The 26,590-nt window shown below is 38.4% G+C and carries 20 protein-coding genes and 1 tRNA gene; 5 read left to right on the forward strand and 16 right to left on the reverse strand.

Features of this window, described 5'->3' with window-relative positions; translation table 11 throughout:
• Position 1: 1 nt before the first annotated feature.
• The 6 genes from JHD79_RS02415 to JHD79_RS02440 form a co-directional block, all read right to left on the reverse strand.
• Positions 2-2,728, reverse strand: coding sequence for a sugar-binding domain-containing protein (locus JHD79_RS02415; protein ID WP_233164527.1), 2,727 nt, complete (start codon positions 2,726-2,728; stop codon positions 2-4).
• 199 nt (positions 2,729-2,927) lie between these two features.
• On the reverse strand, positions 2,928-4,715 hold the full coding sequence (locus JHD79_RS02420; RefSeq protein WP_199117504.1) for a glycoside hydrolase family 2 protein: 1,788 nt from the start codon (positions 4,713-4,715) through the stop codon (positions 2,928-2,930).
• 7 nt (positions 4,716-4,722) lie between these two features.
• Positions 4,723-6,711, reverse strand: a complete 1,989-nt coding sequence (locus JHD79_RS02425) for a glycoside hydrolase family 97 protein (protein ID WP_199117505.1) — start codon at positions 6,709-6,711, stop codon at positions 4,723-4,725.
• Positions 6,712-6,722: 11 nt separating this feature from the next.
• Complete coding sequence (locus JHD79_RS02430) at positions 6,723-8,777, reverse strand: alpha-galactosidase (RefSeq protein ID WP_233164528.1); 2,055 nt, start codon at positions 8,775-8,777, stop codon at positions 6,723-6,725.
• Between the two features lie 16 nt (positions 8,778-8,793).
• Positions 8,794-10,272, reverse strand: coding sequence for a DUF4832 domain-containing protein (locus JHD79_RS02435; protein WP_370583300.1), 1,479 nt, complete (start codon positions 10,270-10,272; stop codon positions 8,794-8,796).
• Between the two features lie 428 nt (positions 10,273-10,700).
• Positions 10,701-11,405, reverse strand: a complete 705-nt coding sequence (locus JHD79_RS02440; protein WP_199117507.1) for an NUDIX domain-containing protein — start codon at positions 11,403-11,405, stop codon at positions 10,701-10,703.
• A gap of 137 nt (positions 11,406-11,542) precedes the next feature.
• Between JHD79_RS02440 and JHD79_RS02445 the strand changes: the two genes are divergently transcribed.
• From JHD79_RS02445 to JHD79_RS02460, 4 genes are all read left to right on the forward strand, one after another.
• Positions 11,543-12,604, forward strand: coding sequence for a UDP-glucose--hexose-1-phosphate uridylyltransferase (locus JHD79_RS02445; RefSeq protein WP_199117508.1), 1,062 nt, complete (start codon positions 11,543-11,545; stop codon positions 12,602-12,604).
• Position 12,605: 1 nt separating this feature from the next.
• Positions 12,606-13,784 (forward strand): galactokinase, encoded by a 1,179-nt coding sequence (locus tag JHD79_RS02450; protein WP_199117509.1) that lies wholly within the window; start codon positions 12,606-12,608, stop codon positions 13,782-13,784.
• Between the two features lie 231 nt (positions 13,785-14,015).
• Positions 14,016-14,828, forward strand: a complete 813-nt coding sequence (locus tag JHD79_RS02455) for an AraC family transcriptional regulator (protein WP_199117510.1) — start codon at positions 14,016-14,018, stop codon at positions 14,826-14,828.
• Between the two features lie 116 nt (positions 14,829-14,944).
• Positions 14,945-16,507 (forward strand): serine hydrolase, encoded by a 1,563-nt coding sequence (locus JHD79_RS02460; RefSeq protein ID WP_199117511.1) that lies wholly within the window; start codon positions 14,945-14,947, stop codon positions 16,505-16,507.
• 119 nt (positions 16,508-16,626) lie between these two features.
• Here the strand turns inward: JHD79_RS02460 and JHD79_RS23100 are convergent, their stop codons facing one another.
• The 6 genes from JHD79_RS23100 to JHD79_RS02490 all read right to left on the reverse strand — a co-directional run bounded on the left by JHD79_RS23100 (position 16,627) and on the right by JHD79_RS02490 (position 21,769).
• Entirely contained in the window at positions 16,627-16,737 is a 111-nt protein-coding gene (locus tag JHD79_RS23100; protein WP_199117559.1) for a hypothetical protein, read from the reverse strand.
• Positions 16,730-17,095, reverse strand: coding sequence for a hypothetical protein (locus tag JHD79_RS02470; protein WP_199117560.1), 366 nt, complete (start codon positions 17,093-17,095; stop codon positions 16,730-16,732). The genes JHD79_RS23100 and JHD79_RS02470 overlap by 8 nt, the downstream gene beginning before the upstream one ends.
• Positions 17,096-17,475: 380 nt before the next feature.
• Positions 17,476-17,559: transfer RNA gene (locus JHD79_RS02475), tRNA-Leu, on the reverse strand.
• Positions 17,560-17,577: 18 nt separating this feature from the next.
• Positions 17,578-18,342: an MBL fold metallo-hydrolase gene (locus tag JHD79_RS02480; protein ID WP_199117512.1), complete on the reverse strand. Its 765-nt coding sequence runs from the start codon at positions 18,340-18,342 to the stop codon at positions 17,578-17,580.
• Positions 18,343-18,480: 138 nt separating this feature from the next.
• A complete protein-coding gene (locus JHD79_RS02485) occupies positions 18,481-19,131 on the reverse strand; it encodes an outer membrane lipoprotein carrier protein LolA (RefSeq protein ID WP_199117513.1) in 651 nt (216 codons plus the stop codon).
• A 34-nt stretch (positions 19,132-19,165) separates the two neighbouring features.
• Positions 19,166-21,769, reverse strand: a complete 2,604-nt coding sequence (locus tag JHD79_RS02490; RefSeq protein WP_199117514.1) for a DNA translocase FtsK — start codon at positions 21,767-21,769, stop codon at positions 19,166-19,168.
• A gap of 449 nt (positions 21,770-22,218) precedes the next feature.
• Here JHD79_RS02490 and JHD79_RS02495 point away from each other — a divergent pair, with 449 nt between their 5' ends.
• Entirely contained in the window at positions 22,219-22,875 is a 657-nt protein-coding gene (locus JHD79_RS02495; RefSeq protein ID WP_199117515.1) for an ankyrin repeat domain-containing protein, read from the forward strand.
• Between the two features lie 102 nt (positions 22,876-22,977).
• Here JHD79_RS02495 and JHD79_RS02500 read toward each other — a convergent pair whose 3' ends face one another.
• From JHD79_RS02500 to pyrF, 4 genes are all read right to left on the reverse strand, one after another.
• Positions 22,978-23,196, reverse strand: coding sequence for a PspC family transcriptional regulator (locus tag JHD79_RS02500; protein ID WP_199117516.1), 219 nt, complete (start codon positions 23,194-23,196; stop codon positions 22,978-22,980).
• Between the two features lie 114 nt (positions 23,197-23,310).
• Complete coding sequence (locus tag JHD79_RS02505) at positions 23,311-24,591, reverse strand: DUF2851 family protein (RefSeq protein ID WP_199117517.1); 1,281 nt, start codon at positions 24,589-24,591, stop codon at positions 23,311-23,313.
• A 92-nt stretch (positions 24,592-24,683) separates the two neighbouring features.
• Entirely contained in the window at positions 24,684-25,580 is an 897-nt protein-coding gene (locus JHD79_RS02510) for a DMT family transporter (protein WP_199117518.1), read from the reverse strand.
• Positions 25,577-26,407, reverse strand: coding sequence for an orotidine-5'-phosphate decarboxylase (gene pyrF / locus JHD79_RS02515; RefSeq protein WP_199117519.1), 831 nt, complete (start codon positions 26,405-26,407; stop codon positions 25,577-25,579). The genes JHD79_RS02510 and pyrF overlap by 4 nt, the downstream gene beginning before the upstream one ends.
• Between the last annotated feature and the right edge of the window lie 183 nt (positions 26,408-26,590).

Consider the following 26,590-nt stretch of genomic DNA (forward strand, 5'->3'; position numbering starts at 1 on the left):
CTTATTTTGTTAAAAACGATTGGATAAAAGTCTCTTCCACTTGTACCTGTGGTGAGAATTTATCGCTCTTTACATAATGATCTATACTGTACAGCAACTGCTGCGTAGCTGGACGTTTGTCTAAATCAGTCTTCGTATCTACGGCCAGCACCAACAACTTTCCACCATTCACTTTGGCTTCGAAACCAATTCCCAACTTTTGGTTGTTATCATAACTATCAATCACTTGAATAAATGGGCGAAGTTGTGGTGGGGTGTCTTGCATCTCGATTACTTTGGCATTGTTCAAGATATCCCACCATTGCCAATCGGTATGGTAAGAAGTCGGGAAATCTTTAAACATAGGCCGATCGTTGTGTACCAAATTTCCGATAGTCATTGGTGCCCAAGCGAACATAATCGGATTCCAAAAGTGATTATGAAATATCGATTTACATCCTTTTACATCCGTTGGTGAAGGATAAAGCACCACTGATTTACCTTGTGCCAATTGCTTTTTAGCCACATCATCATAAACAGAGGTGTATAGTACCTCAGGGGTAGACTGCATCAAATTTTGATGACTTGGATATACCCAAATATCCCAGCTGTTTTTGATTTGATCATTAACTGACAGATGTACCGTTAGCTTTTGCGAAACAGCTACATTCTTCAAGGCAATAGAAAATTCGCCAACCGGCGACACCTTATCGTTAGCAATGCTTTGGCTCTTTAAATTTCCCCTTTGAAGCACTTTCCCGTTCGCATCGGTCAACCACCATTTCAATTTCGCATTTTTAATGGCCGCATTGCTGAAATTGTATACCTCTGCTTTGCCCCTAAAGATTTCGGTATTGAAATAACTGCTTTTCTCGTAGCGCAACAAGGCAACGGTAGGCGCACAAAACTCCCTGAACTTCTCTGGTGTAACCAAGCCCTTAGAATCCCAAAAAGGATCTAAAATACCAACAGGAGCATAGCCTTGTCCAGGGAAATCGTTGATGGACAGCAATTGGAAACCAGCAGATTTAGACGAACGCAAAAGCGCCTCAATTACAGCTTTGTACTCTAACACCGTCAATGCTCCAGAAGCACGGAAGAAATCATTGGCTTGATCTAGCATGCCATTTTTCTGAAGCATGTCTCTAAACACCTCGAAATTACGGGCTTCTACTGGACTATTCGCATATTTCTTGATTTCCTCGAAGTTTGGATATATACAACGTTGCCCCGACTCATGGGAAATTACCGGTACATCTACATCCGATTCCGTACTTCTGTCCCAATCGGTATTTGGCAAGCCTTCGTAAACTTTTACCGGTCCTTTGTTGGTTTGCTGCGATACATAATATTGATCGGACTTGACACGGGTACGAGCAGTAGAACCACTGAATAAATGACGGGGATCTAATTTGATCCCTTCGGCAGTCAATTCTTCAATAAAATCGAAATTTCCGGTGATTTCATTCCCATTGCAATACAACACAAAAGAAGGATGGTTGCCGTATTCCTTTAAAATGGCCTTAATTTCCCTGCGGAAGAAATTGTACCTGTCCTCATCAGGTTCGGCATCTTTGCCCCACATTGGCATTTCCACTTCGAAATAAATTCCATGTTTATCCGCCATGCGGAAAGCCGCTTTTGGTGGACACCAAGAATGGAAACGAAGGTGGTTCATGCCATAATCTTTCATCAATAACATGATCCGTTCCCAAGAAGCATCGTCTACTGGTGCGTAACCCGTTTTCGGGAATACCGCATTTTCTACGTTACCACGCAAATGGATAGGTCTATTATTGAGTAGCACGTGGTTTTTACCTTGCTTTACCTCACGTAATCCAAAAGTGGCCGCTTTTTCGTGTTGATAGTTTTCTTTACCATCAGACGTATTTAACTGCACATTAATTTGATAAACATTCGGATTAAATTCATCCCATAACTGCGCATTTTTACCCAAAAGGATATTGGCTTCTACAAAAGAAACCGTGTCTGTGCTTACTACGGCAACCTCATTTTTGAGCTTATAGTTTGCTCCGGTAATGGTAAAAGAAACTTTTCCTTTGAACTGCTTTTTAGTCTCATTATTTACCTGCAAACGTACTTTTATAGATTTATCTTCAATGTTTGGATACACCTGAAGATCTTCCACATAAACCGGATCTATCGCCATCAATTTCATCTCCCCCAAAATACCATTCCAGTTAATTTGGGTAAACTCGGTATGGGCATGGTTCCATTTATGGGTTTTATACTGAAATCTATTGTCGATACAAACCGTAATGCGATGTGTTTTACCAGGCTTAACAAATGCTGTTAAATCGTGGTTGTGGGGTACACTGATATAATCTATGCTGCTTACTTCTTTGGTATCTACATAAATAGAACTTAACCAATGCGTACGTTCAAAATACATGAAGATTTTTTTGCCCTTCCAAGCTGCCGGAATTTCGATATCACGTTGGTACCAAGCTGGCCCCATGTATTCATACTTTCGGGTTAAGCGGTCTATATATTGATATGGGACTTTATAACCAATTTGCTTATCATCGGTAATACCCGGAAGCTGGATTTCTTCTTGCAAAACATGATTATATCGAGGGGAAAGAGATCCTCTGCGGAAATCCATCACATCGGTTTGAAATTTCCATTTACCAGATAAATCTAAAGATACGGTCTGCGCTTTTAAGGCATAAGCCTGCATTAAAAACAGCATCAAAAGTAAGTGTTTTAAGTTTTTGTATAGGTTCATTTGTGGGTGTTAGTTTTATTTCATTATAATATGGTAATCATGTCATAAGAGATTGCTTTGTGCCTCGCAATGACGCCACTATTTTCGTCATTGCGAGGAGGAACAACGAAGCAATCTTACAACTATCGCTAACCATTTAGCTTTAAGATTGCTTCCCCGAATTTGTCAGGACAGGCAGTGCCCCGCACTAACGAAACGTCTACTTACCATCATAATATTCCTTCATCAAGTACCAAGCTTTTTTTCTATAACCTTGATCGGAAACCAAACCTTTGCGGTTCCAGTCTTCTTGGTTGGTGGGATGAAAACGGAACGGCGAACGAAAATCGAAAAGGATCCAAGGCGAAGTGCCACGTAGGTTAGGAATATGCTTAAACATCTCTAGGTTTTCTCTGTACAGGGTGGCTTGGTAGTCTTCGCTCCATGAGCTCACTACATCAGCATTGCCTGTTTTGCCATAAAGTGCTTCGCCACCAAACTCAGAAACAATTAAAGGTTGACCCTTGGCCACCTCCCAAATGGCCTTATCAGGGGTAACCGGCCAAGGATGATACCAGCCCATATATTTGTTCACCGCCACCACATCTAGTTCTTTGATAAAAGGATCGTCCATCACAAAAACCTGTCTATCCTTGTTGAAGCGAACTAAATCGAATGCTGCTGTGATCAACCTGGTAGTATCTATTGCTTTGGTGATTTCAATTAAATACTTGATGAATGCGTTACGTGGCATGGAAGGTTGTGTTTCGTTAGCGACGCCCCAAAATGTGAGTGCACAACGGTTTTTGTCACGCATGATCATTTCATGCATCATTTTACCCGCTTTTTCTTTGGTAGCTTCATTTTTGAAATCGATACCCTGCCAAATCGGAATTTCTTCCCATAACAAGAAACCCATTTTTTCGGCCAACCTTACTATATATTCATTCTGCGGATAATGTGCCAAACGGATCATGTTACAACCTAAAGCTTTGGCTTCCGATAACAACATTACCGCATCGGCCTGAGAAAAAGCACGCCCCTTACGCTGCGGAATTTCTTCGTGGAAAGAGATGGATTTTAAGAAGGTGGGCTTGTCGTTCAAATACACATCCTCTCCTTTTACCCAAACATTTCGGAACCCGATTTGCTCTTCAACTTGATCGTTTTCGTTTGATACTTTTACTTTATACAAAGTTGGCGAGCTAGGTGACCAACGCTTTATTTTTTTCGAAGCAAATGTAGTTTTCACTGCGCCGTTCGCATCTGTCTTAAGTGTTTGCTTCAACTGCAATTCAGGAATTTCGATAGTTATAGATTGATTAGCTACCTTTTCCGATAGTTTTGCGCTAGCGTTAATTTTATCTGCTTTGGTTTTATCCAATTGGATGAAATAATCTTCGATAAATACTCTCGGCGTAGCTACCAAGAACACATCACGGGTAATGCCTCCATAATTCCACCAATCGAAAGCCATGGCAGGGATAGCATCTACCGTACGGGTATTGTTCACTTCAACCGCTAGAAAATTGTCCTTATCCTTTACCGCATTGGTCACTTCGATTTGGAACGGCGTAAACCCACCTTCATGCCGACCTATCTCCTCACCGTTAAGGTAAATTCGGCAACGATAGCTCACCGCTCCGAAATATAGAAATAAACGCTTGTGGTTCTCCTTTGCTACATCAAAACGGCGGGCGTACCAGATAGTACCTTCGTAATATTTAAGCTCAGGCATTTGGCTATTCCAATCTGAAGGTACATTTAAACGATAGCCATGATCAAAAGAATATTCGTAAAAATCAATCTTACTTTCTGGTTTTTTATCGAGATAGATTTTGTTTTTTCTGCCCTGATCATACAAATCAATAATGGCATCCCATTTCCCATTTAACGATTGCACATTTCGTCCATAAACGTTTGTCATGGTCTGCTGTGCAATGGAATTAGAAAAAACTAAACTTAAAGACAGGGATAATACAAAATAAAATGTGCTCGGCTTCATCATAAATGTGTTATTTCTTGTAAATTTTCATGGCTACACCGCCACCTTTAGCCATAGAAAGGCTCACTTTGCGGTCGGCAGGAATGGAGATCGTTTCTTTTTTATAATCAGAAGCTATACGATTGGCATTTGCACCATCTCTGTACAGCTCCGCCATATAATTTCCTTCACCCAAGAAAGACAAATCCAATACCAATTGGCGGGCATCCCAATTGGTCATTGTGCCTACGTACCATGTTTCTGCCTTTTTACGGGCCATAGCGATGTATTTTCCAATCTCTCCGTCTAAGGCGATTGTCTGATCCCAAACCGTTGGGACGGCCGAAATAAAATCGGTGCATTCCTGCTCTTTTTCATAATTGGTTGGGCTATCGCACAACATATTCAAGGGCGATTCGAAAATGACATATTGTGCCAACTGGCGACAACGAGTACCTTGGCTCATCGGTTCATCATTGATACCACGATGAGTTCTTTTGGTCGCATTACGCATGGCCCCTTGGGTGTAATCAATAGGGCCAGCTACCATTCGGATAAAAGGCATAGTAACATCATAAGTGACCTGATCTAACTCTGGTCCAGTCCACTTGAGTTGCTCTAAGCCGTGTACCGCCTCGAAGTTGATTACGTTTGGATACGTTCTGTTGATACCCGTTGGTTTATAAGTGCCATGGAAATCTAGCATCAATTTGTATTTAGCCGCTACTTCTGCCGCACGGTAATGGAAATCTACCATTTGTTGGTCATCACGGTCCATGAAATCAATCTTGAAGCCCTTCACACCCATTCCAGAATAGTGCTTGCACACTTTCTCCAAATCTCTTTCAAAAGCGTAATAACCCGCCCAAAGAATGATACCTACATGTTTAGCTTTCGCATGAGCGATCAGTTTTTTCAAGTCTATTTCTGGTACTACCTGGAATAGATCGGCTTTTTTGTTCACCGCCCAACCTTCATCTAGAATTACGTACTCAATGCCATTTTTAGAGGCAAAATCGATATAAGCTTGATAAGTTTCCGTATTTACACCTGCCTCAAAATCAACATTAGAAATTCCCCAGTGGTTCCACCATTCCCAAGCTACCTTTCCTGGCTTAACCCAAGAAGCATCTGCCACTCTTGATGGGGCCGCCAATTTGTAGACCATATCATTATCGGCCAATTGCTTATCGCTGGTAGAAACCATCACAATACGCCAAGGAAATTTAGCTTTGGCCTTACTTTTGGCCAAATAAGGTTGACGGGAAGTAACCAATTGCTGCAGCTCATTATGACCGCCTTGTTGAGTTGCCATAGGATAAGGGGCAAAATTAGATTGCAATGAGGTAGATCCATTGGTATTGGTCAGGTACATGCCTGGGTAGCCTTCTAAATCGGCCTCTGCTAAACAAACCTTTTTACCCTTGTCTAAACTCACCACCAAAGGCGAGAAAGCCAACTTATCTGCACTGATTTTACTCAGCGGCGTATAAGTATATTCGTTTTCAAAAGAGTTGAAATACTGACTTTCGATATCTTTAAATTTTCCTTTTACATAAGGCACATAAGCATTGAAATCTCTAGAGAAATTGAAAACAGCTTCTTCATTTTTGACTATGATCGCTTTATCGCCTGTGGATACAAATCGGTAAGCGATACCTTCGTTATAAGCTCTAAAAATGAGGTTGAAGTTCTCTTTGAAGCTTAAAATAAGTTCGTTGTAATGGTCGTCAATTTGATTTCTTTTATAAAACAGCGCGTTAACCTGCTGATGGAGCGTAGTTGGTTTTGCACTTTTTAGTTGCGAGCCTTTGCCCCAAGTCACACCGTTTGCTAAGCTCATGTTAAAGGCAGAAGGTTTGAGGATGGTATCTCCTTGATGTGTGACCACATAGCTAATTTTGTCATTCACAGAAATAGTAGCTACCAATTTCCCATCGGGAGATTTTAATTGATATTTTTTTTGTCCCCAAGAGCTGATGGTAAGGGCTAGTAAAAATATAGTAAGGATAGTTCTCATATTTTTTCGTCTCATTTGGTGATTTCGTAACGGTACATCACGAAATCATTTATTTTTGGGAGTGTAACTTCGATGGTGCCATTTTTAGCAATAGTCGTATTCATTGTCTTTCCGTTTCCTAGAAGAGGGGTACATTTCACTTTGGTTCCAGTTGGCAACCAAGTTTTCACCGAACCCACTGCTCCTACTGTGTTTTCTCTATAAAAAATGAAGTAACCTTGATTACCGTTTAGCGATTGAAAACCCGTCCAAGACCTGCCCGAAGGTTCATCGCCAATAGGTAAAATAGTTCCAGTATGAAAATCGTGCTGAATTTTTCGGTAGGCTTTAATCAGCCCTTTGATCTTTAGCGCTTTGCTGGGCAAACCTGTACCTTCAAACCAGGCCAAAGGTTGCCCTGCCATGGTCGTCGCAAATAAATAGTCGAAAGAATAGTTGTTCGGCGCAAAAATGTCGTTGCCGTACTTATCTGCATTTCGCCATTTATTTAAAAATTCGATTTGCAATTTTTCGGCAGGCACGTATTTAGCCAACTGCCAAAGGTTGCGCAAGGTCCAATAAGGATAGTAGTTCTGCCAATCGGTGTAACGGTTTTCCAAAAAAATGTTTCCATACTCGTTGAATGTATAATAACCTGCCCTGCGACCAGCCGTGGCATCTAGGTTAAACACCACTTCATTATTGGTTTTTTCCAATACACCATCAAATAACCTTCTGAGATTAATTTCCGATTGCTTGGTTGGAATGGCTAAACCATCTATTTTAAAGGTGCGGATACCGTATTCTTTGTACAAACCCACTAAAGCATTGACATCTTTTTCCCAATCGGCATAATCATTTTGTACACTTGGGTTAAACCAAAGACAAATCTCCACACCTAATTCTTTACCTCGTTTTACGACTGGATGCAAACCTCTTGGATATTTTGCGGGATCAGGTTTCCAGTAATCAGGATTATCCCAAATATTTTTAAAAGAACCCTTAGCCAATGCCGAATTTGGGCTTTTGCCAACTTGCCAGCCATCGTCTATCTGAAAATGTGAAATGCCCAATTCTGCGGCTCTCTCTACTTCCAACAAACTGAATTTCTCATTTACCTTAGAATCTTGACTTCGATCTCCCCAAGTGTTCATCATCACCATCTCATCACGTTTTGGCAATAACTTACGGATGTTTTTTTGGTATTTACGCAATGCGGTTAGCTGTTGTAACTCACCTCCACTGTACACGCCAATTACGCTACTGTAGGCTTTAGTCCATTCTTCCGCTTTAATATCTTTCGCAGTTAATCCCAAACCGCTTATGGTAAAGTGCCCAAAATCGGTAGTGAAATCATAGCCTTGGTAAGCCAACTGTACACTAGAAGTTGGGGCTTCTTTCAGGAAGAAAAAGCCCTTATTGTTCTCGTTATTGTGTGCTACCAGTAAATTACCCCTATAATTGGTTTTACGGTAAGGAATAATATTTTTTTCCTGTATCAGGTTATTATTCCAATCGGTAACGTCGAAAAACTCTACAATTTTAGTTTGCCAATGGAAGCCGTCCAACTTGATCTGATCTAATATGGCCGTCATTTGCTGAGATTTCATATCCTCTGTAAACTCAATATTTTTCCTATCTGCGGCATTAATTACTTTGCTATCCAATGCTAATTCCGTACTCCCTTTTAAATAGATATCACAAGCAATTACAGAACTATCCTCATCAACTCGATATACTTTTTTGATCGCTAAGTTCCCCAACGAAACGTTTACTTCTACAGCTAAATAATGGGGATGAATAGCAGTTTCTTTAATTTCCTTTGAAGTATAGGTTCCATTTGAGGTAACAGCATCTTTGGCAATCTGAAAATCGGCAGTTTTTAACCTGTTCAACCAAGTTTGTTTTGTAGATTTATCAGTTAAACTATAAGTAATCAGATTACCCTTATTCCAAAGAAATTTCCTTTCTATCCATTTATTCCCCACTACTAGGGTATCTTTCTCCAATCGACTGTAACAGTCACTTTGTCCATAAGCTGAAAAAACTGGGATAAAAACAGATAGCACTAAAAATATTCTTCTCATTTTCTTAATTATAGCATTATTGTACCTGAAGATCATTAAGCCTTATCCATCCATCTACAGTCGCCACTCCTTCAACAGCTAACTTTATGGCTGGTTGGTTTTCATTAGTCGTATCAACGATAGCTACCGCCCAAGAATAGTTTCCCCTCGGAAGATCTACAGTGGTTTTTAAATCGTAAGATACTGGATTATCTTTTAACCAGTTAGAAGGCTCACTTTCTTTATCTACAAAAATTTGCCTTGCTTTATTTTCTTCATCCAATAAGGCAAAGGCCACTTTGTATTTATAGTTCCATTGCGGAATGTTATTGGGAAAATATCCCCAACCCATGTTATTCCAACGATGGGTAATTACAGCCGTTTCTCTAGACTTCATTTGATTTGGAAGATTGATCTGATCTGGATATAAACGATACCCACCTTCAGATATGAAACCCCGTACTAAAGGAAACGCCTTTTCGAACCACGAATCGGTATCTCCCGAACGAAAATCCATCATATTTACATGTGCCTCTGCCGAAGCTTCATATTCCCCCTTCCTAACGTCTTCAGCATGTCCTTCCCTATATTTACCACTTGGATCTATCCAATAACGATGTGTACGAGAAGTGATCCAGCCACCTTCCATAATAACAGGACGTTTGAAATTCCATTTCTTGGCAAAATCTTTTTCCCATTGTTGATAATACCCCGTCATTCCAAAAGCATCATGTCTTAAACTATATCCTTTTGCTATCGCCTTTTCTAGTAATCTTTCGCTATTCGGGTTTGCTGGTGCCCAACTTTCTGGATGGCCAACCAAACGGTGATAGTTGATGACCAATGGCACTTTTGTAAAAGTTCGGGCATATAGATCGGTTACCCAATCCAACACTTCTTCTTTCAATTTCTCTATATTTTCTGAAGTTGTCGTTTTGGGATCTTCGTAAACCACATGATGTGCCTCGCCCCATTTGCCTAAGCCATAAGCATCAATAAATGAGGCGCGGTCTGGATCGTTAAATTCTTTGGCAAATGCTTCGATAAACTTGGTATAATATTTTCTGAAAACCGGATCTTGTGGATAAGGTGTTTGCCTGTCAGGTTTCTCTGGATTTTCTACATAATACTTAGCACCCGCATCAAATACAAATTGTGGGGTATTTTGTCCTTGATCTCGCCCATCTACCACAATACGGAAAGCAATGGGCAAACCTCTTTTTTGTGCGCCTTTTATCAGTTTTCCAATCTTAGATTTTGGATCATTCCAAGCATAAACACCATCTTTTGGATTTAGTGAAGACCAACTTGTACGCAGGTAACAAGCAGAAGCGTAATCAATTGCTTTTACTTTTTTATTGAATTCTGGCACAAAATATTCAGTATCCCAATAAGATTCATCAGCACTGCGTGCGGCATACATTACCCAACCATTCAAGGGGTTTCGCAACACAGATACACTATCGTATTTGGGTTCAATTAATATCTTACCTACCTTATTTTCTACTTGCTTCACAATAAAGCTAGTTTGCGAGAGTGCGAATAATGGAAGACATGAAAAAAATATTAAAGCAGATCTGATCATCTTACAAGTCATCATCTAATGTTCAAATGAGATAACCTATAAATAAAATACGGCGTTCGAGTAGTGCTTCTTTCGCAAATGAGTATTAGCTGTAAATTACATTGAGCCATGAAAAGACCAAAGAAAGGCCATTGAGCTCTTGTGATTTTAATCATACATTTAATTTGGTTAGTTTCTAAACAGTTCTTAGGTACCCATAAACAGCCTACGCCATTTGCTTGAAAGTACTATGTTACGAAAGTATAGAAACAGCCATTTTCTTAGGGTACTAATTTGTTCAGAAATGGTTCAAATTTGTACAGAAATGCTAAACATCTATGATTTAATGCATGTATTGCGAAATTTTTAGTTTTAACGATCTACAAATCTAGTTTAAGACCAGGAATCAAATTCAAGATCAAATGGAAATCAGATTCATATCTTTTATGATTTAACTTGAAATAGTAAGCGCCTTTTTTAGAGCTTGATTTATCCTTTTCTTGTAAGCGGATCAGTAAACCGGTGGAGTTCATTTTCCTATTAAAATTCCCGGTATCTATTTTCATGTGGTTAACTTCCTCAAACAGCAATTGCAACTGCGGAAGTGTGAATTTTTTGGGAAGCAATTCAAATAATACTGGATGTAGTGCTGCCTTATAGCGTAATCTTTTTCTGGCATCGGCCACCATCGTATCGTGGTCAAATATTAACTGCGGGCTCTCGTTAATGGGAAACCATTCCGCATGATAATAGGTGTTCAACTGATTACTATATTTTTGAATATCGATAAGGGCAAAATAAGCCACAGACAGTGTTCTTTCAATGGGATCACGATCTGGCTTTCCATAGACTTTGAACTGTTCTAAATAAATGCCGTCCAGGCCAGTGTTTTTTTTCAACACCCTAATGGCAGCGTCATCCGTACTTTCTTCTGGACCAACAAAGCCTCCTATTAAACTCCACTTATTTATTTCTGGCTGCAAACCCCTCTTCACCAACAACAGCTTTAAACGCCCATCTTCAAAACCAAACACAATACAATCTACTGCAACAAGGTAATGTGGTTGGCTAGAATATTCAATCATTTTTTGTTTTGTTTAAATTACTACGGCTTCTGATCTGTTCAAAATTAACAAACCTTAGCCATTTATTAATAGTCATATTGACTTTTAATAAATTATCTGTAGATTAGCCCAATCCAATTAACCAAATTCATCATAAAATGGAAGGGCAGAACAACCTTAAAGAAAATCCCCATAGCAGGCTAAATATACTTACCGGAGAATGGGTATTAGTTTCACCTCATAGAACCAAGCGCCCATGGCAAGGTAAGGTAGAGGATTTACCACAAGACAACCGACCAAGTTACGACCCAAAGTGCTACCTATGCCCTACCAACAGCAGAGCTGATGGCGATACCAATCCCGATTATAAGGAAAGCTTTGTTTTCAAGAACGATTTTTCAGCTTTACTAGAAGAAACAGCTGCTGGTCGCTACAACGAAAATAATTTGCTGGTCGCTAAGAATGAGCGTGGGATCTGCAAAGTGATCAGCTTTAGTCCAAAACATCACCTTACGCTACCAGAATTAAGTGTAGCTGAAATTACTAAGGTGGTAGACTTATGGCAAAAAGAATATGCCAATTTGGCTAGCAATAACTGGATAAAATACATTCAGATTTTCGAAAATAAAGGCGAAATTATGGGCTGCAGCAACCCACACCCACACGGACAAATCTGGGCACAAAGCGATTTGCCCGTAGAAATCATCAAAGAAAGTGAACGTCAGAAAAAGCACTATGCCATTCACAAGCGCAGTCTTTTAAAAGATTACCTAGAAATGGAACTAGAAAAAAGAGAGCGTATTGTCTACGAAAACGATGCCTTTGTGGTATTGGTTCCTTTTTGGGCGGTATGGCCATACGAAACGATGATTATAAGCAAAAAGCATGTACAGCAAATTGGCGCTTTTAACGAAAATAAAAAAACGTTGCTCGCCGAAGCCATCAAAGTGTTAACCACCAAGTATGATAACCTGTTCGAAACCTCTTTTCCTTACTCGGCCGGAATGCACCAAGCTCCGGTAAACAATGGAGATCATCCAGAATGGCATTGGCACATGCATTTTTATCCCCCATTGCTACGCTCGGCCACCGTTAAGAAATTTATGGTGGGTTACGAAATGTTGGCCAATCCACAGCGCGACATTACCCCCGAATACGCAGCGACCCGTTTAAAAGAATTACCTGCCGAACATTATAAAAGCAAATCACACAAATACTAGCATGGAATCGTTACAACTTAAAAAAGCTTTCAAAGAAATTTATGATGCCGAGCCTATTTTGGTAAAGTCGCCAGGACGTATCAATATTATAGGCGAACATACCGATTACAATGGTGGTTTGGTGATGCCCGCAGCAATTAACAAGGCGGTTTATGTAGCCATTTCTAAAAGAGACGACAGTGAAATACATTTATTTTCCGAAAGCTATCAGGAAAAGTATACAGGCAACATCAACAACGTAAAAATAGCAGATAAGGCTTGGGCAAATTATATCCTCGGTGTAGTTGATGGCTTTTTGAAACGTGATTTCCCACTTTCCGGCTTCAATCTTTATATGTATGGAAATGTGCCTTTGGGTGCTGGATTGTCGTCTTCTGCTGCTGTAGAATGTGCTACAGCCTATGCCTTAGCGCAGCTTAATCAGTTTGCGGTTTCCAAAATGGACCTGGCACTTATTGCGCAAAAAGCCGAGCATGAATTTGCAGGTGTCAATTGTGGTATCATGGACCAATTTGCCTCTGTATTTGGCCAGCGAGACTATGCGATGATGTTAGATTGCAGGTCATTAGCACATGAATATATTCCCTTAAAATTGGACGGTTACAAATTAGTTCTTTTTAATACCAATGTAAAGCACTCACTTAGTGAATCGGCTTATAATGAAAGAAGAGCACAATGTGAACAGGGAGTAGCATGGATTAAAGTGCATTACCCTTCGGTACAATATTTAAGAGATGTAACCGAAGAAATGTTATTGGAGTATGTTAAACCTAAAAACAACGAAACCTATACCAAATGTAGTTACGTAGTGGCCGAAATAGCACGCGTAAAAAGAGCGGCTATAGCTTTGAAGGATGGAGATTTGGACGAACTGGGCAAACTCATGTTCGAAACCCACGAAGGTTTAAGCAAAGCTTACCAAGTAAGTTGCAAGGAGTTAGATTTTTTGGTAGAACAAGTTAAAGATTTAGCTGATGTTTTAGGGGCCAGAATGATGGGTGGCGGATTTGGAGGATGCACGATCAACATTATAAAAGAAGAAGAAATTGATCAGCTTATTCAAAAAATAAGCAAGGCTTATCTTCACGAATTTGATTTAGTGCTGAGCGCCTATATAGTGGAAACCGGAAATGGTTCTAAAATTATAGAAACAGCTACAATAGCAGAACATACCCCTTAAAATCATTTAAAAAACAAATAGCTAGCCATTAACATGCTAGCTATTTTAAAAGTGTACCGTTAAGCAGGAGTACTTTAAACACTTAAATCGCTTTTATTATCTCTAGAACCTAAAACTGAGGTATAAAATGAATATTGTTCTACATACACATCGTGCAAAATTTGGAATCAATAGATGTTGTCACATGAAGATTTTTTGCGTGTCTATTATTATGGATTTATTTAAATGAGCATGTTGGAATCACATTTTTACATACCAAAAAACGATAGATTAAAACAGTATATAGAGGGTTACTATTTTTTGAGTGATCATGGAACTGAGGCTGATCAGGAATATATGACTTTTCCCAACAATTACTGCATTGTTAGTGTTAACCTTAATGCTAAAGTACAGCTAGGTAGGAATGCCATTTATATTGAGCCCTGCCCTACTCAGCACATCTATGCAAGTTTTGTCTATCGTTATGTAAACCCAATAACGGTGCATTACGTCAAGCCCTGCAAAGAGATCACCATTTATTTTAGACCATTGGGCATTAATTATTTCGTAGATAACCTAGAAACGATGTTTTCTCAAAAAAAAATGACAGAATTTATTCCGCAATTTTCAGATTTTAAAGCGGAGATGAATAAAATTTTTCATATCGATAAAAGAACCTTACAAATAGATGCGCTAGAAAATTATTGGCTATCAAAACTGATAGTGAAAGACCTAGCATTTATGAAAAGTATTTTATTAGACATTGAATCCAACATGAAAATCGAAGACATTGCAAAAAAACATCATATTTCTAGAAAACACTTAAACAATATAGTTCAGAAAAACTTAGGCAAATCACCAGTTGAGTACAGAAAAATATTTAGATTCAGAAACGCGATTAGCAATAAAAAAGATCTAAAAAATCTAACTGAACTGTCATATGAAAATTCTTTTTTCGATCAGTCTCACCTTATTAAAGATTTTAAATCCCTTACTGAAATCAATCCTAATCTTTTCTTTAAAAATGTGAACACAGCAAATAAAAATGTTTGGCTTTTTACATAGTTGGTAACAATTTTACAATTTCGATGTTTTTTTTCTCGGTTACTTTGCTGCAGACTTATTATTTAATCGTAATACTGTAATAAACTAACAACATTTTAATATTAAAGCCAACCACTATGAAAAAAATAATTTTTACAATAGTTATCGCCTTTGCTATTCTTTTTACTGGCCTACAAAGTTTTTCACAGCTATCTTCTCTTAAGATCGATTCGCTTATGCAAGAAGCAATAACCAAATTAAAAGTAGCTGGAGCTGCAGTAGCAGTTGTAAAAGACGGGAGGGTGATACATCTAAAAGGCTATGGATTTAGTTCGATTGATACAAAACAACCAACAACAGAATTTACGAACTTTCAGATAGCTTCCAATAGCAAGGCATTTACAACAGCTGCCCTATCCATATTGGTTGATGAGGGGAAAATAAAATGGGACGACAAGGTAAAGGATTACATCCCAGAATTTAAAATGTACAATGCTTATGTAACTGATAATTTTAATATTGTAGATTTATTAACTCACAGAAGTGGCCTTGCACTTGGCGCTGGTGATCTAACATTTATTCCAGATGGAACAGATTTCACAGTAAAAGATATCACCACCATTTTTCAGAATTTTAAACCAGTTTCGGCATTTAGAACAAAATATAATTATGACAATCTACTCTATATTATTGCAGGTGAAGTTATTAAAAGAGTAAGTAAAATGAGCTTTGAAGATTTTATTCAAAAACGCATCTTCCAACCCTTAAACATGAATAATTCGTTTATTGGAGATTCTCTAATCAATGAAATAAAAAATCTTGCAACACCACACTCTACAGCAACAGGCACTTTAAAAACAATTAATCGTTTCAATATTGGAATGATTGGTCCGGCAGGGGGGATATACTCAAATGTACATGATATGTCCAAGTGGATGATCATGCAGCTTAACAAAGGCAAATATGGAAATGACCTGAAATTTTCTTTGTTCTCTACAGCCAACAGTGCTAAAATGTGGACGATACAAACAGTTTTACCAAACTATGTATCTGAGCGGTATAATACCCATTTTAACGGATATGGTTTAGGTTGGTTCCTGAACGATGTAAAGGGGAATTTGGTAGCTATGCATACTGGAGGTTTGCCAGGTATGCTGTCACAAGTAACATTAGTTCCAGATTTGAATTTAGGTATTGTAGTGTTAACCAATACAGAAAGTGGTGGAGGAAGTCTTGCTTTTGCAGTTTCGAGAGCAATTACGGATAGCTATTTTGGCTTAGACGACGCCCATTGGATCGATAACAGGGCAAGAAATCTTATGAAAAATGTAAGTAATGTTGATGAAGTAACAAAGAAGGTCTGGGAAAAAGTAGATTCCATGCAACATACCAAAATTAAAAACGAGGATTACATGGGTATGTATGAAGATAAATGGTTTGGAAAAATGGAGGTTTTTATGAAGGGCAAACAACTTTGGATTAAAAGTTTGCGTTCACCAAAATTAAATGGCCCAATGTATTTCTATAACGCAAATACCTTTGCCATTAAATGGGAATACCAGGATATGAATTGCGATGCATTTGCCACTTTTTCTGTTAAAGAAAAGGGTAAGGCGCAATCTTTCAACATGAAAGGCATTTCACCATCCATTGACTTTAGTTTCGATTTTGGTGATCTAAATTTAATTAGAGTAAAATGATTTCCTATGATACTTCCAAGATGATATAAGAATAGTTGTTGCACCAAAAGCCCGACAGTTACACTTCATTTCTCATGGTTTCTCTTGCTAATATGAAAATTGCAAGCCCACTTTACTAACTATCCGTTTAAAATCATGGCGGCTTCTTTGGCGAAATAAGTAAAAATCATATCTGCTCCAGCTCTTTTGATGCACGTTAGACTTTCAATGATCGTTCTATCGTTATCCAGCTAGTCTTCTTTTGCGGCTGCTTTTACCATCGCATATTCCCCCACTCACGTTATATAACGCAACTGAAAGGTCAATCGCTTCAAGAACCTTGGTGAAAATATCAAGGTAAGGAAGTCCAGGCTTGATCATGATGATATCCGCTCCTTCTTCAATGTCTTTAAACACTTCGTTCATTACTTCCCTGGAATTGTGGAAATCCATCTGATAGTTTTTTTTATCTTTCGGAATCTCCATTTCGTCTTTTGGAGCGCGGTCCAGAGCACTTCTGAACGGTCCGTAGAATGAGTTGGCATATTTTGCCGCATAGCTTAATATACCGACATTGGCAAATCCGTTCTTTTCAAGTTCCTCACGGATATTCCGCTATGGATTCCAGTAAAAGTAGCCAATCTATTTCGTTCCAAACCCAACATTTACGAAAAGTTCATCAAATCGACAACTCAAATCATGGCCGAAATTGTAAAAACTTGAGACAAAACTGAAAAAAGTTCTAAGCTGGCCTGCTCATGTTAGCAGAGATCAATTTATTTTTAATGAACAACAGGCCAAACCTTAATGAATTGGTAGCCAATAATGCAAAAAACAATAAAAATATCTAAAATCTACGATTTTGAAGTGTTTGAAAACTGAAAAATCAGTTTTTTTTTTTAAAAAAAAGTACGGCAAAAATACTTTGAACAGAAAGATTTTTAAAACAAAAATAGCTAACAATCAATATGCTAGCTATTTTAAAAGTGTACCCGGAAGCAGATTCGAACTGCCACGCCGTTGCCAGCGCCACCCCCTCAAGATGGTGCGTCTACCAATTTCGCCACCCGGGTATTTATGCTGCAAAGATATCAATCTAACTCAAATGTCAAACCATCAAAAGCTAATTTAATATTTGGCGGTAATTCTTTTTCAACTTCAGCATGTAGGCCCAAGTTATGGCTGATGTGTGTGAAATAAGTAGTTTCCGCTCCTATTTTTTCGGCCATTTCAATGGCCTCGTCAAAAGTCAGGTGAGAAATATGGTTCTCCTTCTGCAAGGCATTTAACACCAATACCTTTGTTCCCTTCATCTTTTCCAACGATTCATCACTAATCGTCTTGGCATCGGTAATGTAGGTAAAATCGCCTATTCTATAACCCAATATAGGAAGTTTGTAATGCATCACCTCTATAGGAACAATCTTCGTATTACCTATATTAAAGCTTTCGGTATTTATGATATGTAAATTAATTTGGGGCAAGCCATGATATTTAACTTCCGAAAATATATACTGAAATTCCCGTTTTAAAGCTTCTTCTACCCTTTCTGTAGCATAAATATCTATACGTTTCTTTAAGATGTAATTAAAGGGTCTGATGTCGTCAAGGCCTGCAATATGATCTTTATGCTCGTGGGTATACAAAATGGCGTCGAGGTCTTTTACCCCCGCCCTTAACATCTGATAGCGAAAATCGGGGCCACTATCGATCACAATGGTTTTGTCTGCTGTCTCGACCAGTACCGAAACCCTTAGGCGTTTATCTCTTTTATCGGTAGATTGACAAACTACACAGCTACAACCAATTACTGGAATGCCCTGTGATGTACCCGTACCTAAAAAAGTTATCCTCAAAACTGTTCTAATTAATGGATGTATTGATCTCTCCTGTAAAGCCAACAACCGATAAGGCAATAATACCTAAAAATTGATAAAATAAAAAAGGTTTAAGCCATTCGCCTAAACCTTTTCAAGATATCTTTCTATTTTATATTATCGTAAATCTACCACTTCTACTCCTGGGTATTTTTTCGTGTCGAAAGCAAAGGTAGCTTCTGGCACTTTTACATTTGGAGAGAATGTTTTTACATTGTAGGTATAGGTATTCCCATTCTTTTCGAAAATCACGACATTGGCGATCTGTTTGGTCACTTTGTCAATACTCAAACGTACCTTAAATACCGATTTCTTGATATCGACAGGAGAAAGGTCGATCATTTCATAAGTCTTTGCACCCACTTTCTGTTCTCCAGTATAGATATATTTAAAACCTTTTTCATAGATGGTAAATATTTTGGCCGGGTTCAATGCTTCTCCGCTAGGGTCTACATTCGAAATCTGCACTTCTTTATCATTTTTTAAATAGGTCCATTGTACTTTTCCATCGCTAATGAGATCTTGGTTGGTCATGGCTACTTTATACTTATTGGCGTTTGCTTTTACATATAAGGTGCCTTGCTGTGTTTCCTTTACCTTAGCCTGTTTGTTATCGAGTGTAAAGCTAAATTCTGTTTTAACCACATCATAAGAACGATACTTTTTACTTACTTCAGCTAAGATGGCCTTTGCCTTGGGGTCATTCTGTGCGCAAACTGCTGAGCTAAATACGGCTAGTGTCAAAAACATTAATGCGAATCTTTTCATCTTCTATCTCTTTTATCTAAATTTTTTCTGTTTTTTATTGTTTTCCATTAAGGTTACTCAAGAATTGTTCCAAAGCATATTCATCTGAAATTAAAACTTCACGAGCTTTACTTCCTTCAAACGGACCAACAATGCCGGCGCCTTCTAATTGGTCTATAATTCTACCCGCTCTATTGTAGCCCAATTTCATTTTACGTTGGATAAGCGAGGTAGAGCCTTGTTGGTGCATAACAATCAGCCTTGCTGCATCTTCAAATAATGGATCTTTGTCATCTGGGTCAAAGTCTTTGGTACTTCCTTCACCGTTTTCATCAATATACTCTGGTAATAGATAAGCATCGGGATAACCACGTTGGTTACCAATGAAGTCGGAAATCCGATCGACTTCCGGTGTATCTACAAATGCACACTGTAGCCTAATCAAGTCACTGCCAGTAGCCAAAAGCATATCTCCTCTACCAATCAATTGATCGGCACCACCACTATCTAAAATGGTACGGGAGTCTATTTTTGACAGCACCCGAAACGCCAATCTGGCAGGGAAGTTAGCTTTAATGGTACCGGTTATTACGTTTACAGATGGTCTTTGTGTAGCCAGTACCAAATGGATACCAATGGCACGAGCCAATTGCGCTAAACGGGCAATAGGTGTTTCCACTTCCTTGCCGGCAGTCATAATTAAATCGGCAAACTCATCAACCACCAACACAATGTAAGGCAAGAAACGGTGGCCATTATTTGGGTTAAGCTTACGCTTAATAAACTTCTCATTGTATTCCTTTAAATTTCTTACCATTGCATCCTTCAACAAATCGTAACGTTGATCCATCTCAATACAAAGTGAATTTAAGGTATGTACCACCTTTTTGGTGTCGGTAATGATGGCATCTTCGCCACCGGGCAATTTAGCCAAGAAATGGCGTTCTATTTTATTGAATAGGGTTAACTCTACTTTTTTAGGATCTACCAATACAAACTTCAATTGTGATGGATGCTTTTTATAAAGCAAAGAAACCAAAATGGAATTGATCCCTACGGACTTACCTTGACCTGTAGCACCTGCAACCAATAGGTGGGGCATTTTCGCCAAATCGGCAATGTAAACCTCATTACTAATGGTCTTGCCCAAAGCAATGGGCAAATCCATGGTAGATTGCTGGAATTTTTCGGTAGCCAATACACTCCGCATGGCCACCATTTCTGGATGCGAATTCGGCACCTCAATGCCGATAGTTCCCTTACCAGGCATTGGTGCAATGATACGAATGCCCAGAGCAGCCAAACTTAGGGCAATGTCATCTTCCAGGTTTTTAATTTTAGAGATACGCACACCTGGAGCTGGAATAATTTCATATAAAGTTACCGTTGGTCCAATGGTGGCCTTAATTTTATCAATTTCAATATTGTAGTGGTTTAAGGTCTCTACAATCTTATTCTTATTGGCTTCCAATTCATCTGAATTTACAGAAATCTTATTAGAGCCATAATTTTCCAATAATTCTAAATGAGGGTATTTATAGCCCGATAGGTCTAGGGTAGGATCATAATTTCCAAATTGCTCAACCAATTCTTCCGACTTCACCTCTTCTTCTGTTTTTTCTATTGTAAAAGCAGGTTCAACTGATTTCTCTACCACTGGAGGAGGGGTAATTTCCATTTCTGGAATTAAGCTTGCCGCCGCTGTGGCAACAACCGGACTTACCGTTGGCGTAAGCAATACATTGGTCGCCAATGGACCTTCTACCACTATTTTCTCTTCTTCCTCCTTCCTATCGAATCTGCTGGGTGTTAAAACGATATGCTGTTCTCGTTTCTGTTGATCCCTATATTTATCGTTCAGGCTAAACTCTACGGGTTCAGACCTTTGTTCTTCTTCCAATGGAATATTTTCAGGTATTTCAGGTTCTATGATCCTTCTAGGATTTGGCACAGCCTCTTTTTGTGGAAGTTTAAAATCTATATTATAGGCAATAATCAGTACGCTTAAACCCAAAAACACCAGTAAACCACCTACCCCTGTCTGGCCTATTTGGGCAACCAAAAGCCTATTGGTCCAAAAGCCAAATTCCCCTTCCAGAAAATGTGGTGTCTTCGCCAGAAAGGAATGGCCAAAACCAAAAGCCAACGAGATAAACATCAAGAAGAAAAAACTATAGGCCAACACCTTTTCTATGGAAAAGATCTTCACTTTGAACAATAGGCGATAGCCAATTACAAAAAATACAAAAACAAAAAGAAAAGAGGCTACACCAAACCATTCATAAATGAACTGATGTGATAACAAGGCACCTATTTTTCCCAACCAATTCTGTACAATGGGGTCTTCTACGCCATTATGTTTTAATTCATCTACCGTTTTAAATAAATTGCCCCATCCGCCATTGGCATCGATCACATAGCTCTGGTCTTCTTCCCAAGTGAATATATAAGAAGTAAAAGCGACCAGAAAATAAATGGATAAAATAATGAAAAACAGTCCAATAATCTTAAACAACCTTCCATCCTGCAAATTAAACTTTGGTAAAATCTCGGTTTTAACGCGGGGTTCCCTGTTTGAGCTTGCTTTCTGAGCACCCTTAGGCAATTCAGTATTTTGTTTAAATGAATTAGACTTAAATTGATTTCCCCTTGCCGACATCGTATCGTTTAAATATTTTTAATGAACAAATATAAGAAACTGTTTAAATTTCTCTTGCTGCCAGAACTTTTACCTTATTTTTTATTGGTTTTAGGCAAGTGCCCTCCACATTTATATAGCAAGCCTACCATCAAAAGAAACTCCATTGACATTCTTCTGAAAATAACAGCCTATAGATTTCTATCAGAGAAGCCTTCCTTGTTTAGCATTAACGTTACTTTAATTCCATTAGGTATGTGAAGAAGAGCTGTAGACAAAAAAACAGAATTTGAGAATCATTTTTTAAACCATTCTTGCTAATGAAGGTCAAAAGTTCAAAGCAATTAATTTAGTGTACAGTTTTTTATTTTAGTTTTGATCCTGTTTAGTTAAGCTGAACAGGATTTTTCTTTTAAAAATGTTAATTTATTTTCGTTATTTTAACCTACCAGCGAAAACTTACCTTAAAAATGGACATTACGCAGCTCGAGACTTTAATAGAAAACAACCAATTGGAAGAAATAGTGGCACTATTATCGCAAAAACCGCAATTGGCTGTTCAAAATACTTCGCATCAAATTTCACCGATGCTATTGGCCTGCTATTATAAAAAAATGGAAATTGCCAATGTTATTGCTGAGTTTATGCCACAATTAAGCATTTTTGATGCTTGTGCCATTGGTAAATTTGATGAACTTACACTATTGGTCTTTAAAGATCATAAGGCAGTAAACGAATACTCTGTAGATGGTTTCACTCCCTTGGGACTGGCCTGTTATTTTGGGCACGAGGAAATTGCCAGATTTCTGGTATTAAAAGGAGCTGACGTAAACCTCCCTAGTAAAAATGGTTTTAATGTTTTCCCCATTCATTCGGCAGTAGCCAATAATAATTACAACATGTCCAAAATATTGCTAGATGCCGGTGCCTACCCTAATGTTTGTCAAAAATCTGGAGTAGCGCCATTACATACTGCAGCACAACTGGGCAATATTGAAATGATCATCTTACTATTGGAACATGGAGCAGAAGTGGGCTTAAGAATGGAAGGTGGTAAATTACCTGCAGATTTAGCCGCAGAAAAAGGGTTTCATGAAATTGCCGAAATTTTAAGGGACGATGATTAATTGGTAACGAGTTAAAGCTTGAAAGTTACGAGGACCTAACTAACATCAAAAAGTTTTAATAGATCTGCATTTATGCTATTTTACCGGTAACACAGCACTCAACTACTCCCAAACCCTTAATCTTACTTTTTTCATATAGGTTCTGATATCCAAAACAATGGCTGCCAAGATGTAGAATAATATAGGGAAGCCTACGGCCAAAAACGAGGAATAGATAAAAAACAAACGTACTTTTGCCGTGCTCATATCAAGTTTATTGGCCAAATATGCGGATACACCAAAACTTCGTTGTTCAAAAAACGTAACTATTCGCTGAAACATACCTCTTGTAATTAGTTATACTAATTTACAAAAATAAGTTAATAATGAGTTCTTATCTAATTTTTTAAAATTTTCCATGCATTTGCATAGCCTTCCTAAATCATTTTGAATTGACTATCTTTTCAAAATCTTCAAACCTATACCACAATTCAGACATTTCTTTTCATTGCAATAATTTTTCCTCAATTGTAATAAGGCCTGGCTCTGATAAGCTGTATTTATCTTTAACCCTACCTGTTCATAAGACTTAATGATCGCATTTTTTTCTGAAGCCAAACTTTCCAGCAGATAAAAAGCCCTAGTTTGAAAATTAGCTTGCCCAGTGTATTTGCCATAGGCAAATAGAAATAAACTAACGGTATTGACCAGAATGCCATCTACAGAAGACCGGCCCAACTGTAGCTCTACCTTATCGGCCATTTTATTAAAATGATAATGTGTTTTCCAAAATGGATTTACCGGCAGCTCTTCAAACAATTGGCGCAGTTCTTTTACATTTTTAATGGAAAGAACTTTGGAAAACAAATGATTGGAAGCCGAAATAAGTGCTGCAAATTGTGCTAACCTTAAGGTTGCGAAATTTTGTGGACGTATTCTCAGAAACTTCCACAAAGAAATATCAATAGGTGTTAAAGTATATTTTTTGGCTAAGAACCGGTATTCTTTTTTAAGTTGATCTGGATAGTCCTCTTGAAAAGGTTGGTTAAGAAAACCAGCCTGTCCAAACAGCAAAGCCTCGATATATAAAGGCTGATCCTTATGTTTGGCAAATAATTGCTGAGGCAACGACTGGGCCAACATTTGCATGGGCAGCGCATTGATCTTAAATCCAAAGCTTTTGGCCATGAAACGGTAAAAGGTTTCATCCCAATCGCCATTTAATCCATTCAACTGCTGATAAACTTCATTTGATCTTTGTTCCAAGCGTTCTACCAATACCCTTGATAAAAAACCATTGACAATAAACTCATCCACATCACCCAGTTGACGTTCACAGGGAAAACTACTAGCCGAATAAAGAAGTTGCTGATAGTTATCATATAATTGCCTATCTATCCTGTATTTTAAGGACAATACGGGCAATAAAGTTCCATCTGTACGATAGATAGCTTCATTATCCTCAAAAACCACATGTAAGATCACATTATCATAGGCACGATCATGCTGATGGCGATGCAAATTCCAATCTGAAGATTTTAAATGAACCTCTATATTTCCTACCCATACGGTATCTCCAATCAATAATTTTGCAGTAGAAAAATCTGGACCAGCGTCTTTATTGGGTATTCCACAGTTAAGCACCTGGATAGTTTCTCCGCTTGTTGTAGTGAGATGATTTTGATCATACAACCTAAACTGCCAGATAAAATGTAAAAAATCTTCAGAAAAGTTCATTCTTGAATTTAGCAATAAAATTCAAAAACACCATACCTTACAAGATCAACAACCCATAAATTATTCCAATTTTCTCTAAGTAGTAAAAGTGCTTAAGCAGCAGATTTTCTGTAACTGGTGATAAAAACCCCCAATATAATAAGAACGGTAGCAATCAATAAATCAAAGGTGATGATTTCGTCGAGAATGAGCCAACCCAGGAAAATAGCTATAATGGTATTAAAATAAGATAGTATGGATACTTCTGTGGCACTTACCCTTTTTAAGGCATAATTATAACAGAAATAGCCAATAACTGATCCAAAAACACCCAAATAAGCTACTGCGGCCATACTTTTCCATGTCCATAGCTGAAAATTAGCCTGAGGAGAAAACAAAAAGGCAAAAATCAGTTGCACAATGGCTGCAAATGAAAATTGATAAAAGAGATCCAAGAAAATATTTTCGCTTTTATGGGCGTATTTCTTGGCATATATCGTACCACTTGCCCAACCCAATATGGCCATTCCAAGAAATAAAACGCCTGTTTTATAATTGGGATCCAATAAATCTCCTATACCCGCTCGAAAAATAAAAGCTACGCCGCTAAAACCTACCACCACACCAGTAAGTCCTCTTAAACTTGGTTTCTGCAAGCCAAAAGCCACACTACCTATAAAGACAATGATTGGCGATAATGCCGTTAATAGAGAAGTCAGCCCGCTGGGGATACTTTCTTCTGCTACGGTAGTCATGCCATTGGCGATAATGATCATCAAGCTTGAAAGCAGCACTTGTCGCCTAAGATTTCTCCAGCCAATCCATTTAAATTGACCTTTGTAAAGTAAAACAGCCAATAACAGCATAGACGCGATGACCTGTCGAAACCCTGCTACAAACCAGGCAGGAATGGTATGTACGGCCACCCTAATTCCTAGATAGGTTGTTCCCCAAACTATGGCAACGGCCAAAAGTGCTATAATGAGCCCTGCGTCTCTTTTTTGGTTCATATCAAGTTGGCAGTCTTTAAGATCTGCTCCATTTCCTGTTGTAAAGCCAAGGCTTCCGCTCTTGCCTTTTCGGCAAAGTCGGTTCCATTGCTGGCATAGATGATGCTCCTGGCCGAATTCACCAACAGGCCACATTGCTGGTTTAGTCCATGTTCGCAAACCGCACTTAAACTACCTCCCTGTGCACCAACTCCAGGTACCAGCAAAAAATGGTCTGGTGCCAAACGGCGAATATTTTTAAATTCCTCAGCCTTGGTTGCGCCAACAACGTACATCATCTGATCACTATTAGCCCATTGCGAAGAAGTTGTGATGACCTGCTCATAGAGCTTTTGCTCGCCACTTTGTTTAACCTGAAAGTCCTGACTGCCCTGATTAGAGGTTAGTGCCAAAAGGATTACCCATTTATCGGGATAAGAGAGAAAAGGAGATACAGAATCTTCTCCCATATAGGGTGCCACGGTAATGGAATCGAAGCTCATTGCCGAACTTTCCTCATTGAAAAATGCTTCGGCATACATGGCAGACGTATTTCCTATATCACCACGCTTGGCATCGGCAATGGTAAATACACTTTTAGGAAAATGCTGCCAAGTTTTGACCAAGGTATCCCAGCCTTTTACTCCTCTACTTTCGTAAAAGGCAGTATTAGGTTTATAAGCCACGCAGAGATCATGTGTAGCATCGATCAGCTGTTTGTTAAATTCCAGGATAGGATCATTGTATTTCAACAGGTGTTTAGGTAATTTATCTAATACCGGGTCCAAGCCTATGCACAAAAAAGATTTTTTTTGTTGAATTTGTTCAAAAAGCTGTTGTTTATTCATTGTTTTATAATCAGATCATGAAGCCGCAAAGATGAAAATAATTGCTGATTTAATTCGTTTAATTTGTACAATTACTGGTGTGATGTAGCACATTTTTGTAAACATTTTTAAAATTTACTTGCAGATTAAGATTCAAATACCTACAATTGTGCCATAATTCCCAGAAAGTTTATCTGAATATCT

The organism is Pedobacter sp. ASV28 (genome assembly GCF_016428855.1).
Classification (GTDB): domain Bacteria; phylum Bacteroidota; class Bacteroidia; order Sphingobacteriales; family Sphingobacteriaceae; genus Pedobacter.